The sequence below is a fragment of the Gordonia sp. NPDC003424 genome (assembly GCF_053588655.1).
In genome coordinates this window covers 259,167-273,392 of record NZ_JBSFQJ010000002.1, presented here as the reverse complement: position 1 = coordinate 273,392, position 14,226 = coordinate 259,167, and the positions used below count along the sequence as shown (strand labels likewise).

General features: G+C 66.8%; 12 protein-coding genes. 4 read left to right on the top strand and 8 right to left on the bottom strand.

The annotated features are described in order from the left end of the window. Window positions 1-279: 279 nt before the first annotated feature. Entirely contained in the window at window positions 280-1,635 is a 1,356-nt protein-coding gene (locus tag ACWDTI_RS03865) for an MFS transporter (protein ID WP_449736715.1), read from the top strand. A gap of 127 nt (window positions 1,636-1,762) precedes the next feature. Here ACWDTI_RS03865 and ACWDTI_RS03860 read toward each other — a convergent pair whose 3' ends face one another. After that, on the bottom strand, window positions 1,763-2,269 hold the full coding sequence (locus tag ACWDTI_RS03860) for an enolase C-terminal domain-like protein (protein ID WP_449736714.1): 507 nt from the start codon (window positions 2,267-2,269) through the stop codon (window positions 1,763-1,765). A 113-nt stretch (window positions 2,270-2,382) separates the two neighbouring features. Between ACWDTI_RS03860 and ACWDTI_RS03855 the strand changes: the two genes are divergently transcribed. Then, window positions 2,383-2,544 carry a hypothetical protein gene (locus ACWDTI_RS03855; protein ID WP_449736713.1) on the top strand — a complete coding sequence of 54 codons (162 nt, stop codon included), beginning with the start codon at window positions 2,383-2,385 and terminating at the stop codon, window positions 2,542-2,544. A gap of 22 nt (window positions 2,545-2,566) precedes the next feature. On the opposite strand, the gene ACWDTI_RS03850 is transcribed toward ACWDTI_RS03855, so the two are convergent. The 4 genes from ACWDTI_RS03850 to ACWDTI_RS03835 form a co-directional block, all read right to left on the bottom strand. Beyond that, on the bottom strand, window positions 2,567-4,537 hold the full coding sequence (locus tag ACWDTI_RS03850; RefSeq protein WP_449736712.1) for an oxidoreductase: 1,971 nt from the start codon (window positions 4,535-4,537) through the stop codon (window positions 2,567-2,569). 42 nt (window positions 4,538-4,579) lie between these two features. Beyond that, complete coding sequence (locus tag ACWDTI_RS03845; RefSeq protein WP_449736711.1) at window positions 4,580-4,996, bottom strand: RidA family protein; 417 nt, start codon at window positions 4,994-4,996, stop codon at window positions 4,580-4,582. A gap of 44 nt (window positions 4,997-5,040) precedes the next feature. Then, entirely contained in the window at window positions 5,041-6,291 is a 1,251-nt protein-coding gene (ribB, locus tag ACWDTI_RS03840; protein ID WP_449736710.1) for a 3,4-dihydroxy-2-butanone-4-phosphate synthase, read from the bottom strand. Between the two features lie 634 nt (window positions 6,292-6,925). Beyond that, the gene (locus ACWDTI_RS03835) at window positions 6,926-7,465 is read right to left on the bottom strand and encodes an Rv1733c family protein (protein WP_449736951.1); all 540 of its coding nucleotides are present in this window, start codon (window positions 7,463-7,465) and stop codon (window positions 6,926-6,928) included. A 246-nt stretch (window positions 7,466-7,711) separates the two neighbouring features. On the opposite strand from ACWDTI_RS03835, the gene ACWDTI_RS03830 reads away from it, so the two are divergent. Next, on the top strand, window positions 7,712-9,817 hold the full coding sequence (locus ACWDTI_RS03830) for an ArnT family glycosyltransferase (protein ID WP_449736709.1): 2,106 nt from the start codon (window positions 7,712-7,714) through the stop codon (window positions 9,815-9,817). 9 nt (window positions 9,818-9,826) lie between these two features. On the opposite strand, the gene ACWDTI_RS03825 is transcribed toward ACWDTI_RS03830, so the two are convergent. Together ACWDTI_RS03825 and ACWDTI_RS03820 are read right to left on the bottom strand one after the other, a co-directional pair. Beyond that, window positions 9,827-10,414: a hypothetical protein gene (locus ACWDTI_RS03825; RefSeq protein ID WP_449736708.1), complete on the bottom strand. Its 588-nt coding sequence runs from the start codon at window positions 10,412-10,414 to the stop codon at window positions 9,827-9,829. 54 nt (window positions 10,415-10,468) lie between these two features. Beyond that, window positions 10,469-11,161 carry a DUF6474 family protein gene (locus ACWDTI_RS03820; RefSeq protein WP_449736707.1) on the bottom strand — a complete coding sequence of 231 codons (693 nt, stop codon included), beginning with the start codon at window positions 11,159-11,161 and terminating at the stop codon, window positions 10,469-10,471. A gap of 108 nt (window positions 11,162-11,269) precedes the next feature. Here ACWDTI_RS03820 and ACWDTI_RS03815 point away from each other — a divergent pair, with 108 nt between their 5' ends. Next, window positions 11,270-12,982 (top strand): TM0106 family RecB-like putative nuclease, encoded by a 1,713-nt coding sequence (locus ACWDTI_RS03815; protein ID WP_449736706.1) that lies wholly within the window; start codon window positions 11,270-11,272, stop codon window positions 12,980-12,982. Here ACWDTI_RS03815 and ACWDTI_RS03810 read toward each other — a convergent pair. Next, window positions 12,911-14,020: a hypothetical protein gene (locus ACWDTI_RS03810; protein WP_449736705.1), complete on the bottom strand. Its 1,110-nt coding sequence runs from the start codon at window positions 14,018-14,020 to the stop codon at window positions 12,911-12,913. The two genes, ACWDTI_RS03815 and ACWDTI_RS03810, sit on opposite strands and share 72 nt — an antisense overlap. Between the last annotated feature and the right edge of the window lie 206 nt (window positions 14,021-14,226).

The window sequence follows — 14,226 nt, the reverse complement described above, 5'->3', positions numbered from 1 at the left end:
TTCACTAGGTGAATGCTTCCATCACCTGATGGATACCGCAGAACAATAGAGTGACCGGGGGCACAGTGTCAAGGGGCGTATCGGCGGTTGTTTGTGACGGCCCAACCTCTTGACAGCCAAAAGAGGCGGGTGTCACACTACGAATGATTCGTTCATACAGTGAACGAATGAGGGTCGAAATCACGCGCCGGCCCTGCCCACCGCCGGATTGCCCGCGCACCTCTTTCGGTGCGCCCGGCGAGCCACCAACTTTCTGCGCGTCGCCAAAGGAGTTCCACCGTGAACGACGACACCACATTCCTTGACACCCAGAGTGATGCGGCCCGAAAACGCCGATTCCTGATACGTCTGACAGCCGTCGTTTCCGGTGGCATGTTTCTCGACGGCTACATCCTCGGCATCATCGGGACCGTGATCGGTCTGATCAAGACCGATCTGTCGATGTCGGTCTTCGCCGAGGGCGCGGTCGCATCAGCAGCGTTGATCGGCATCTTCATCGGCGGACCGCTCGGTGGGTGGCTCACCGACAGACTCGGACGCAAGCTGCTCTTCACCTGCGATCTGATCCTGTTCACGGCCGCCTCGTTCGCCCAGTTCTTCGTTCACTCGGTGCTCTTGTTGTTCGTCATCCGGTTGCTGATGGGAATTGCGATCGGCGCCGATTACTCCATCGGATGGCCGCTGCAGTCCGAGTTCAGTCCCCGGCGACTGCGCGGGAGACTCCTCGCCCTGCAGGAAGTGCTCTGGTACGTCGGGTTCGTGTTCGCCTTCGTCGTCGGCTACTTCATGGTGAACACCTGGGACGTGGATTGGCGAATCATTTTGGGCACCAGCACATTGCCGGCAGTCATTCTCCTGATAGCCCGTATCGGTATGCCCGAATCCCCGCGGTGGCTCATGCAGCAGAAGCGCGAGGCGGATGCTCTGCGGATCGCCGAACGGTATCTGGAGGATCCCGATGACATCGCAGACCTTGCCAATGAGACGGGAGAACGCGGTTCGTTCCGCCACCTGTTCAACGACCGGAATCGTCGCAACGTCATCTTCATCTCGGTCTTCTGGTTCTGTGCGGTCACACCGTACTTCGCCATCGCCACCTTCGCCGCCAGCGTGCTGGAGAAGTACGGTCTCAGCGACGGTCTGGCCGGCGGCATCATCGTGAACGCAGCGGCGATGTTCGGTGTCATGGTCGCCGTCGTCGCGATCGAACGGGTCGGCCGGCGCCGCCTCACCATTATGCCGCAATGGATCTGCGCGGTCGCGCTGGTGATCATCGGAGCGTGGGTCGATGCGCCGACGATGGTCATCCTGTTGTGCTTCTTCGTCTTTGCGTTCTTCAACGCGATGTACACCGCCCTGACCGGCGTCTATCCGGGTGAGGTCCTGCCCACCGAGATCCGCGGCCTGGGGACCGGATTCGCCTGCGCCGTCAGCCGTATCGGTGCGGCCATGGGTACTTTCCTCCTGCCATTTTCCATGACCAACCTCGGCGGTGCCACGACGATGATCGTCGCCGCAGTGTTCTGTGTCGTCGGCGCCGTTGTGGCCCAGCGGATGGCCCCGGAGATGACCGGACGCGCGCTCGGTGACACGGGCAAGATGGCGGCGATCAACGTGAAAGAACTCGCCGTCTGATCCAGGCTGTCCATAGCCGCATTTCTTCCGGCCGCTCTACGTTCGTCCGCCCCCGGCAAGGGGCGGACGAACGTAGCTGTGGGGGAGGAACTTTCGCATTACAGGTCGGGCTCCGAGTACGGTGTGTCTACCGCGCCCAGGTAGCGACGGGTTCGCCGAGGACGGCCTGGCGGACGTCGATTCCCAGACCCGGCATGGTCGGCGCCAGAACCCCGCCGGCGCCGTTCCGGGCGATCGCGAGATCGGCGGTCGTGAGCGTGACCATGTCCTCGGTGTTGAGGATGCAGCGCAGGAAGCGTGGCGCGATGCTCGCACCGAGGTGAAGGATTGCCGCGAACGCGATCGCCGATCCGGTGGTGTCCTGGACGCTCATCGTCATGCCCGCAGCCTGGCAGATGTCGTGGTGTCGCCGTCCGCGGGTGAGACCGCCGGTCTTGGAGATCTTGAGACCGATGCGGGTGTTGACGTCCGTGTTGTTGATGCCCGCTGCGGCGACGTGGATGAGTACCTCATCGGATTTGGCTTGGGGGGTCGGCACATCGGTGCGGTATTCGAGTTTGTCGAGTCCGCCGTGGCCGGTGAGGAGGACGGCGGACATGGTGCCGGGGATCGAATGGTGGCTTGCGGAGGTCATGGTGATCTCATTTCGTGATACGACAATGGACCGGATGGCCGTCCGTGCAACGACAAAAGGTGCCCTGCCGGACGTCACACGGCAGGGCACCTGGTATCGGGATGGTGCGGTCGATGAACTACATCGATCGAACCGCGCACCAGGGTGAAGCTGATGTGCCGGAGACACGTGGGGAAGTGCTGAACCCGCCGACCGGTGGTCGGATCGACGGTCTTGCCAGGACATCTGAAGCGATGGACACGGTTGCTCCTTGGTCAGTTGATGTAGGCAGGTGAAGGAAGAGCAGTTTTGGTCAGATCAGAGGGCGGTGGCGGCCCTCAGTCCGTCGAGAACGGCCTCCTCGACTGTCCGCGGGGACAGGCAGTCGCCGACACCGGTGAACGGGATACCGCTGGATTCCAGATCGGTGAGCAATCCGTCGTTCTGCCGATGGCCCAGTGCCAGAACGAGTCCGGCGATGCCGTCGAGGATGATCGGCTCACCGGTGATGGTGTCGACCAGGTAGACCGTGTCGTCGTCGGCACCGAACAGCCGTGCGGTCGGGATGATCTTCACCTTGGCCTCGGCGGCAGAGCGCAGCATGGAGATGCGGGTGAATCGTTGCAGATTCTCGCCGGCGGCAAAACCGTTGACGCAGAGCGTGACCCGACGGCCTTCTCGTGCGAGTAGCTCCGCGACACCCAGGCCGGTCCAGTCGCAGCGCCAGTCGGCGACCACGATCTCGCCCTTGGGAGTGTTCGACGCGGATGCGGTGAGCACTTCCCAGGCGTCGAAGACCGGCATGTCGCCGTCGAGTTCCAACGGCGGCCGATAGGGCCGTGCACCGGTGGCCACGATCACGTGATCGGGCCGGTGTTCGGCGATCACGGCGGCGTCCACCTCGGTGTGCGTCTTCACGATCACGCCGTAGCGATCGAGCTCGGCCTGCAGATTGGTTGTGGCGCCGCCGAACTCGGAGCGGCCGGGAAGCAACTCGGCCAGTCGGACCTGCCCGCCGACATGACCGGAGGCCTCGAAGAGCGTGACCCGATGGCCGCGCTGGGCCGCGATGGACGCGGCCTTCATGCCCGCCGGGCCGCCGCCGACGACCATCACGTCCTTCGGTTTCGGCGAGATTGTGAGGGTGCCGTACTCGCGTTCACGCCCGGTCTCCGGACGCTGGATGCACGAGATGGGATACCCGGACTGGAAGTGGCCGATACACGCCTGGTTGCATCCGATGCAGGCCCGGATGTCATCGGGGCGTTCGGCTTCCGCCTTGGCCGGCATGTCCGGGTCACAGATGAGTGCGCGGGTCATGGCGCAGGCGTCGGCCTGACCGCCCGCGATGACGATCTCGGCCTCGTGCGGCTGATTGATGCGCCCCGCCACCAACACAGGAATCGAGACGGCGTCGGTGATGTCCTTGGCGCCCCGCGCCGCGTAGGCCGCGGCCTCGCTCATCGGCGGAACGATGTGCAGCGAACCGCCGATGCTCGCCGACGTACCCTCGGTGATGCCGATGTAGTCGAGGCCGCCGTCGGCGTCGAGTCGTCGGCAGATCTCGACGACATCCGCACTCTCCTCTTCGGCGAAATTGTGCTCACTGCTCGACAGCCGCACACCGACGGCGAACTCCGGGCCGACGGCGGCCCGCACGGCGGCAATCGCCTCGCGCAGGAACCGCATGCGGCCGTCGAGATCGCCACCGTAGGCGTCGGTTCGGAGATTGACTGTCGGACTGAGAAATTGAGCCGGCAGATAGCCGTGGCTGGCGACGATCTCCACGCCGTCGAGACCGGCCTGCTGTAGGCGGCGCGCACCCGCCGCATATCCCGCGATGATCTCGGCGATCATCGTCTCCGACATCGGCCGGGGCATGACCCGGAACCGCTCGTTGGGGACCGCCGACGGCGCATATGCAACCGGCAATGCGCCGTCGGTGGACTCCATGATCTCGCGCCCGGGGTGGAAGACCTGACCGAACAGCGCGCAGCCGTGGGGATGTACGGCGTCGGCGACCCGTCGGTAGCCGTCGATGCAACTGTCGTCGGTGGCCATCAACGAGTGCGAGGTGTAGTGCGCGGTCTCGTGTATTCCCGCCACCTGCATGATGATCAGGCCCGCACCCCCGATCGCCCGCGCCCGGTGGTATTCGACGAGCTGATCGGTGACAGCTCCGTCGTGGACCATCACGGTGTCGTGGCCGGACGAGAAGATCCGGTTACGGAGCGTGACGGCGCCGATCTGCAACGGCGACAACAGATTCGGAAACAGTGTGTTGGACATGAAGATCCTGATCAGTGCAATTGGGGGGCGGGAGCGAACAGATCAGTCGACGGCGACGCGACGACCGCCGACGGTGGCGATGGCGTCCATCTCGACGAGCATGCCGTCGACCAGGAACGAGTTCTGTACGGCGGTCACCGCCGGCCATGGGCTCGAGAAGAACTCGCCGCGCACCTTTTTGAACGTTTCGAAGTCGGCGCGGTCGCCCAGGTAGGCGGTCAACTTCACCACCGAGTCGAGCGAGGCGCCGTGCTGTTCGAGCACGGCCTTGATGTTGGTCAGCACCTGACGCGCCTGCGCCTCGAAACCGCCGTCCACCAGGTTGCCGGCGTCGTCGTAGCCGGCCTGGCCCGAGGTGAAGACGAGGTCACCGGAGCGCGTTCCCTGGCTGTACTGGGCGGATTGGGCCCAGGTGAACGGGGCGGGGCGGGTCTGAACGATGCTCTCGACGGTGGTCATTGATGCGGTTCCTTTCAACGGGTGATTCTTCGGGTCGCTCGGCGTCAGCCGAGCCGTTTCAGGTTGTGGCCCAAGCGGTCACGCTTGGCCAGGAGGTAGGGACGGTTGTGGCGGGTGGGTGTCGACTCGTGGGCGACCTGCTCGACGACGCGAACCCCGTGCTCCGTGACGGCGATTGCCTTGTCGGGGTTGTTGGTCATCAAGCGCAGCGCGCGCACCCCGAGATCGTCGAGGATGGCGCACGCGTCGTCGTAACTCCGGGAATCGACGGGGAGGCCCAGCCGCAGGTTGGCATCGATGGTGTCGAGACCTTCGTGCTGCTGCAGTTCGTACGCTTGCAGCTTGTGCCCGAGTCCGATGCCCCGGCCCTCGTGTCCACGTAGATAGATCACGGCGCCGCACCCGGCATCGGCTATGGCGCTCAACGCGTTTCGAAACTGGACGCCGCAATCACACCGCAGGGAGCCGGCGAGATCACCGGTGATGCACTCGCTGTGGATCCGGACGAGAGGAGCGTGGGCCGCGGCCAGGTCGCCCATCACCAGCGCCATGTGTTCGACACCGCCGCCGCCACGGTAGGCCACCGCCTCGAAGGTGCCCACCTCGGTGGGCAATGTGCTGGCACCGGTGCGGGTGACCGAGTCGGGCGTCGGCAGCAGGCGCGGGCGGATCGTGGTCACCGCCGCGCTGTCGGTCTGACTGCGGTAGGCCTGCAGGTCGGCGATGGAGATCATCGGAATGCGGTGGGCGGCCGCGAAGTTCCGCAGATCCTTGCCCCGCATCATCTCCCGACGGTCCGGGGTGACGATCTCGCACAGGAGTGCCGCACCGGACAGCCCGGCCAGCCGGCACAGGTCGACGCCGGCCTCGGTGTGACCAGGCCGCTCGAGGACGCCGCCGGGTTTGGCGAGCAGAGGCATGACGTGTCCGGGTCGAGCGAGATCTGCGGGGGCCAGACGGGGATCGGCCAAAGCTCGAACGGTGGCGGCGCGATCCCCGGCACTGATGCCGGTCGATGTGCCATGCCGGTAGTCGACGCTGATCAAGAATGCGGTCCGATGACGATCGGTGTTGTCGGTGACCATCAGATCCAGGTCGAGTCGGCGAGCCCGATCTTCGTCGATCGACACACAGAGGAAGCCGGAAGTGTGTTCGAGGAAGAACGCGACGGTGTCGGTGGTGGCGTGCTCGGCGGCCATGATCAGGTCGCCCTCGTTCTCTCGGTCCTCGTCGTCGACGACGAGGACCATCTTCTTCTCGGCCAGTGCGGTGACCGCTTCGCGAATCGTCGACATTGACGACAGCTCCTCTCGAAAGACCCTCAGGCTTGATGTGTTCAGTAGATGAACGAAGTGATCAAAATTGTGGCATGCCGCTCATCGCCCGTCAAGAGTGATCCGTGCCGTCGTTCCGGTAATCGGGCCGGTGCAGCCGATCGGCGAAACCGTGACCGAGCGGTCGCGCCACAACGACGACCGGCGGTCGGGCACCGGGGATCCCGCTGGAGCGCGCGGATCGGCCGCGGTCAGCGCCGAATACCGGTCAGGTCATCAACATCGTTGTGTGCCGGGCGTCCGGCGACTGGTCGCAGATGAATCGGGCGCAGATGAATCGGACAGACGAATCGGGAGCGCACCGTGCTCACGGGCACGTCGGCCGCGCACGCCGCCATCCCTGGCGCCGGGCGATGCGCGGTGGAGGCCATGGCGAAGCTTGCCGCCGTGCCAGCCGCCGGGGCGACGGTGGTGGTCGGCGCACCGAAGTTCCGCGGCGCGACCGGCGGCTCGGCGTGAGTGTCGGCGGTCTTGCACCGATCGGGGCGTTGGGGGGTCGATGACGCACCCGCAACCACCCATGCGCGCCCGCATTCGGACCGCAGCCGAACACTCCCGCCGGCGAACGCGGCAGAGTCGGGAGTGCCAGGGACGCTTAGTGAGACGCCCAACCGTTCGTCTGGCTGGCCTCGGTCCACTCGAGATCCCAGAGCGCGGCATGCCGTTTGGCGACGCGCCGGTGGACGAGGCCGACACCTGCCAGCGTCACGGCGATCGCGCCCATCCAGCAGAGCAGACCGGCCCAGGCAGCGGTGAGGAGGCGTTCGAACATCCCGGCCGGTTCAGGGACGAGAGTGCCGTTGCGGTCGAGCCACACCTGGATGGAATCGCCGGCCTTGGTGGCGTTCGGGACCACGGTCGAACCGGTGTGGCGGGTGCCTTGCCGATTCCACGAGACCACGGCTCCCCGCGCCGGCGACGGTGTGGCGGTGGCGGCGACCGAGTCGACGTGTGCGGTCACCGCGACCGCTTGGTCGACGCGGTTCGTGACGCTCGAGTAGGTCCCCATGGAGACCACGATGCACACCGGAACTGCAAGCAAGGCAAGCAGAATGGCCGCCAGGGATGCGGTTGCCCTGACACGATCGCCTCGCCGCATCAGCGGATTCCGTGACCACGGCTGATAGCCGCGCATCCGGCTCGATGTCGTTCGCCCTTCCATGGCGACCCCCGTGATGGTGAATGGAGTACCTGTCACCAGATTCTACTGAATCGGGTGGCTTTTCCAGTTCCAAAGGTCCCGACCTCGCTGCGCGGCGCGACTCGGTCGCCGGGAGGCGTTCACAGACTTCTCCCAGCCACCATCCAGCGTCGTCGGAGAGCGGCAACGCATGGTGGAAGCATCGATGTTCGACGGTCGGACATCCGACAGGAGGACCCAATGACAACAGTGCTGGAAGCGCCGGGCACGCAGGTGCCCGACGGCCCACCGCCCACCCACGCCGACCGCGGTCGGCGTTGGCGACCCGACCGGCCCAAGAAGCGGCGCGCGGTGCGCTGGAGTCCGTATGCCCTGACCGGACTGTTGGTGACCACCGCGGTGCTCTATCTGTGGAACCTGTCGGCCAGCGGCTGGGGCAACTCGTTCTACGCCGCGGCCGCGCAGGCCGGGTCGCAGAACTGGACGGCCTGGTTCTTCGGGTCGCTCGACTCCGCCAACTTCATCACCGTCGACAAGCCACCCGCCTCGATATGGGTCACCGGACTCTCGATGCGGATCTTCGGCGTCAACAGCTGGGCCGCGCTGGTACCGCAGGCGTTGATGGGCGTCGCCGCCGTGGCACTGCTGTACTGCGCGATGCGACGCACGTTCCGCGACCCGGTGCACGGCACGATCGCCGGACTCATCGCCGGCGGGGTACTCGCCTTCACCCCGGCCGCCGCCCTCATGTTCCGGTTCAACAACCCCGACGCGCTGCTCGTGCTGCTGATGGTGGCCGCGGGCTACGCGCTGACCCGGGCGATCGGGACCAACTCCGGACGCTGGCTCGCGCTGGTCGGGGTGGCCCTGGGATTCGCGTTCCTCACCAAGATGCTGCAGGGCCTGCTGGTGCTTCCGGCATTCGGGCTCGCCTACCTCATGTTCGCCGACACCGGCTGGCTCAAGCGGATCGGCCACCTCGTCGGGGCCACCGTCGCGCTCGTCGTCTCGGCCGGCTGGTTCGTCGTCGTGACCATGCTCGTCCCCGCGTCGTCGCGTCCGTACATCGGCGGATCGAGTGACAACACGTTCATGGACCTCGTGTGGGGCTACAACGGTGTCGGACGCATCAGCGGCGGCGCGGGCAACGGTGGCGGACCGGGTGGTGGCGGCCAGGCCGGCGGATCGTTCGGCGGCTCGACCGGACTCGACCGTCTGTTCAGCTCCGAGATGGGCAACGAGATCTCCTGGCTGCTGCCGGTGGCTCTCCTCGCGCTCGCCTTCGCGGTCTACCTGATGGTTCGCAGCTTCCCGATCTTCCGGTTCACCGGTGGACTGAGCCGCGTCGAGGGCGGTGCGGTGGTTGCCTGGGGCGGCTGGCTGGTGGTCACCGGACTGATCTTCAGCTACATGAGCGGCACCATCCACCCGTACTACACGGTCGCACTGGCGCCCGCGATCGGCGCGCTGATCGGCATGGGCAGTATCTTCGCGTGGCGGCGCCGTGACCATTGGGACGGCCGGATCACCCTGGCCGGGATGATCGGTCTCGCCGGCTGGTGGTCGATCGTGCTGCTCAACCGCAACGACTGGGGACCCGAATGGTGCCGGTGGGTGATCGGCGCCGTGGCCGCGGTCAGCGTGATCGTGTTCCTCGTGGGCAGTGTGCTGGCCTGGCGCAAGGCAGTTGCCGGAGCCGTGATCGCCGGAGCTCTCGCCGGATTCGCGGGCACCGCCGCATTCACCGTCGCGACGGCCGCGACCCCGCACACCGGATCGATCCCGACCGCGGTCAGCACGTCCATCTCGGGCGGCGGCATGGGTGGCCCCGGTGGTGGACAGGGTGGCCCGGGTGGTGGTCAGCAGGGTGGCCCTCAGCAGGGCGGATCAACGCAGGGTGGCCCTCAGCAGAGCAGCACTCAGGGCACCGCTCAGCAGGGTGACGGCGCGCCGACCGGCACACCGCCCACCGGAACGGCATCCGGGACCGGCAGCCAGCGCGCCGGCGGTGGACCGGGCGGCATGGGTGACATCTCGTCGAACACCGAGTTGGTGAATCTCCTGAAGAGCACAACCACGACGTGGGCAGCGGCGACCAACGGCTCGCAGTCGGCATCCGGCATCGAACTCGCGACCGGCAAGGCCGTCATGGCGATCGGCGGATGGAGCGGCGACCCCGCCCCGACCCTCCAGCAGTTCATCGCCTACGTGCAGGACGGCAAGATCGCCTACTACATCGGTGGAAGTGGGGGCGGCCCCGGCGGCAACTCCGAGATCTCCAGCTGGGTCGCCGAGCATTACACGGCAACCACGATCGGTGGTCAGACGGTGTACAAGTTGAACTGATCCGATCGATCAGCGCCGGCGGCGCAACACCACGATGAGCAGCAGCAGGAGTCCGAGGGCTCCTGCTGCTGCCATCGGCAGGGTGTGATTGGCCGTCGGCAACTCGGTGGGCGCGCCCGCCCGCAGCTGCGCGAACGTGGCCCGCTGTGCGTCGGACTCGGCGACGACATCCACGGCCGGGGGCCGCTTCACCGGTTCCGCCGCTGGTGCCCTGGGTGGCGCCGTCGGTGCCTGAGGTTCCGGTGCTGGCGCCTGGGGTTGCGTCGCCTGAGGTTCGGCGACCTGCGGTGGGGACGCCTGCGATGTCGCGCCCGCTGCGGCGGCTGCTTCGGCCGCCGGTGCCGTCACGGCGGATTCCGACACCTCTGATTGTGGTTGTGCAGCAACGGCATTGGCGTCCGGAGCAGCCTTGGCCGCGGCCTTCTTCGGGGGTGCCTTGCGGGCGGGTGCCTTTTTCGCCGGGGCCTTCTTGGCCGGCGTGGCCTTCGCCGCGACCTTCTTCGCCGGTGCTTTCTTCGCCGGGGCCTTCTTGGCGGGGTTGTCGACGTCGTTCAATGGCGTCGGTTGCCCGTTGCTGTTCGGGTCGGGCTCGGTCATCTGCGCACGCTCCCTTGCGTGGTGGATCAGTGAGACTGGTCGGGGGTCATTAGATCAGACCTGCACACCCAGCCGGGCCAGCACATCGGCGTCGATCGCGGCGAGCTCGGCGTCGATCGACTGATGGGCGACACGGCGTTGCGACGGTGGCATCGTCTCGGCGGCGTCCACCGCGATCGCGAGATTGTCGAGGCGGGTGTTCATCGCCTTGACGAATTGCTTCGCCTCGTCCGACGGGTCTCTGGTCGTGATCTTCTCGAGAGCGCTGCGGACCGTCGTGACGCGCGCCGACAGCGCGGCGCCGTGCCCGGAGAACTGCCGCAACACGTCCGGGCTGACGCCCGCGCGGTTGGCCTGCAGGGCGGCCAGCTGGCCGCGCGCGCCGACGGCTGCGCGGTAGGCGATCGGTACGACGATCGGCGACACCAGCCGCGCGACCGTGAGATAGCGCCGAACGTTCGCCGGGCTCAGGGTCTTGGCGTCGGCCGCGGCCTTGGCCTTCGCGGCGACCGTCTTCGCCTCGGCCTTTGCCACCTTCTCCTGTGCCTTGGCGTCGGCCTTCGCGGTCTTGCGGTGCTCCTTGGCATCCTGCTTGTGCAGTTTGCGTTCGTCGCGGCGCCGATCCTTGTCCGACTTGCGTCGACCCTTGCGGTCGAGCTTGGCCTCCATCTTGGCCTTGGCCTTGAGCGCCTTGGCCTCGGCCTTGCGCTGGGCGCGAGTCATGCCTTTGGACGAGAACAGTCCCATCTGAGGACCTACCTCCTGGTGTCTCGGTCAGGTGCTACAAGCATTACATAGGCTCGAACCGGCCGGTCTGTGTCAGACCAACGAGGGCCCAACCGGAGAGGACCACGAGTGGCGACAGTCCTGCACCCCCGAGATCTGTCGGGCTGCGAGCATCGCCTCTTCCTCGATCATGCCCACCCCGACATCGTGCGCGACCGCGGCGAGACCCCCGAAGCCCGGCGCCGCAAAGATGCCGCCGCGGACCACCGCGCGAAGGTGCGGGAGATGATCCGCGGCCTGCACAGCGATCAACCGCCCGGCACGGTAGTCGTGATCGACGACGGCCTCGATCACGACACTCGCGTGCAGGCGACGCTGCGCGCCTGCGACGACGGTGCCGAGTGGATCTGGAACGCGACGCTGCCGACCGACCGGGCCCGAGGACGTCGCGGTCATTCCGAACTCCTGCTGCACGTCGACGACGGGTACCTGCCGATCATCGTCGTCAATCACCGTGTCAGCTATCGCGCCAAACGGGATCGCGGCACCGACCCCCGCCCGCCGTCCACCATCACCAGCCCGGTGTGGACATGGGCCCCCACACCGGACCCGACCCGCAACGGGCGCAATCAACGACGGGACCAACTGCGACTGGCGCAGCTCACCGCGATGCTCGGCGATCTGAGGCTCTCCGGCTCGGCAGACCGATCGGAGCTGCGCGGCGGTGTCATCGGGCTGGATGCCGACTGCATCGTCGTCTACGACATGGCGCCGCTTCTCGATGAGTACGAGCGGGTGATCGCGCGTCGCAGGGCGATCGCCGACGACCTCGTCGCGACGGCGCCGCGCCGGATCGGTGAGTGCCGCAGCTGTCCGTGGTGGCCGCGCTGCGGGCCGGAACTCGAGCAGCGTCGCGATGTGAGCCTCGTCGTCGGCGGCAACCAGGCGGGTCTCCTCGACGACATCGGGGTGAGCACCATCGACCAGCTGGCGCACTACACGGGTGAACCGCCCCGGGACTGGCCCGGCAACATCCCTTTCGACGACGCGATCATCAATGCGATCGCCTGGCTCAACGACACACCCCTGATCCGCCGGCTGACACAACCCCGCGTGGCGCGCGCCGATGTCGAGGTCGATGTCGACATGGAGAGCTACGGAGAGCTCGGCGCGTACATGTGGGGCACGTTGTTGACCGACAACACCAATCCGTCGCGACCGGTGCGCTATCGGGCGTTCCTCACCTGGCAGCCGCTCCCCACCCGTGACGAGGCGCGCTCCTTCGCCGAGTTCTGGGGATGGCTGATGGCCGAGCGTCGGGCGGCGTACGACGCCGGCAAGACCTTTGCCGCCTACTGCTATTCGCAGCAGGCCGAGAACCGGTGGTTGTTGGGGTCGGCGACCCGGTTCGCCGGGGACCACGGGGTGCCGTCCGTCGGCGAGATCGAGGCGTTCATCGGTTCGTCGGAATGGGTGGACATCTACGCCGCAGTCGGACGGAACTTCATCTGTCCCAACGGAAAAGGGTTGAAGAGGGTGGCGCCCGTGGCCGGCTTCACCTGGCGCGACGCCGAGGCCGGCGGAGAAGCGTCGATGGACTGGTACCGCGACGCGGTAGGCCTGGGCGGTACCACGGTCGACCTGGCCCAGCGTGACCGGCTGCTGGCGTACAACGAGGACGACGTGCGGGCCACCAAAGTGCTGCGCGAATGGATCTCAGACGGCGCGAAAGATCAAGTGCCGCATCAGGACCAGTTGCTGGCGTTCCGATCACATCCGCATCGAACGGAGCGCCTCGAGGAACGATCCGCTGCCCAGCAGCGCGATGGCGCCGAGCAGTAGCAGCGCGCCCGGTGCGAGACCGATGATGACCTTGCGGGTGGCTGCGAGTTGGGCTTCGAACCCGGTCGGTGCCGCCACGTTGCTCGACGAGTTCGATTGACCTGCCGACGAGTTCGACGATCCGCCAGTGGTGTCACCGGAGCTCGCGGAACCACTGCCGCCGTTACCCGAGCCGCTGCCGCTCCCTGAGCCGGTGCCGTTGCCCGACCCGGAGCCGTTTTCCGAGCCACCGGCGGCGCCGGAATTCGAGTCCGACGTGCTGCCGTCACCGCCCGACGAATCGGTATCCGCGGCGGCGCCGGCCACCGCGCTCACGGCGAGCAGTGCACCATCCACCGGTGGCCCGACGACCGGTGGAGGTGTCGCACCGGTGGGCACACGGGGCACCGGGACCCCGGCCGGGAGTGTGCCGGTTCCGGTCTGTCCGCCGCCCGAGGCGCCCGTGCCAGGGCTGCCGGGGGTGATGATCGGGTCGGGTTGCTGCGCCGGGGGAGAGGGCGGGTAAGTGATGGTCACGCCGCCGCCGCTGTTACCGCCGCCGCCGTTTCCGCCGCCGTCACCACCATCGCCGCCGCCGCCTTCGCCGCCGCCACCATCGCCGCCGCCACCTTCGCCGCCGCCACCGTTTCCATCGCCGCCGCCAGGCGTGGTCGTGGTCGTGGTCGTTGTGGTGGTCGGTCTGGTCGTCTTGGTGGTTGTGTCCGTCGAAGTCTCGGGTTTGGTGGTCTTGGTTCCACTCGGTCCAGGGCTGCTGTCGCCTTCGTCATCCTCTTTGGTGTCGCCGGGCTTGGTGTCGCCGGGCTTGGTGTCACCGGGCTTGGTGTCGCCAGGCTCGCCGCTGTTGTTCGCCCCGGTGTTCTCCTTGGCCGTCCCGGTGCCCGTCGACGCTGTCTCTTGGTTCGCGACGCCGTCTGGCTCGGAAAACGCGAAACCCGCACCGACCGCGAACACCAGCGTGAACACCGCCGCGAGGGCAGCGAGCATCGAGCCGATGCGACGCGTGGTCGATCGGCTCTCGCGCGGGACGCGGTGTGTCATGTGGGCTCCAGGATGGGCTGTCCGTCGTCGGTGAGCGTGTCTGCGTTACAGCTGTGGATGCACTGTGTCGTTATTGTCGCTCTTCGTTCACCCTTCGGTAAACTTCGATTTGATGCAACACACCGAATTTACGATCTCATGTGATCAATGCCACAATAGGTGATCACACCGTATCGCCACAGGTGGTGTGGGTTGGAGGTGACAGT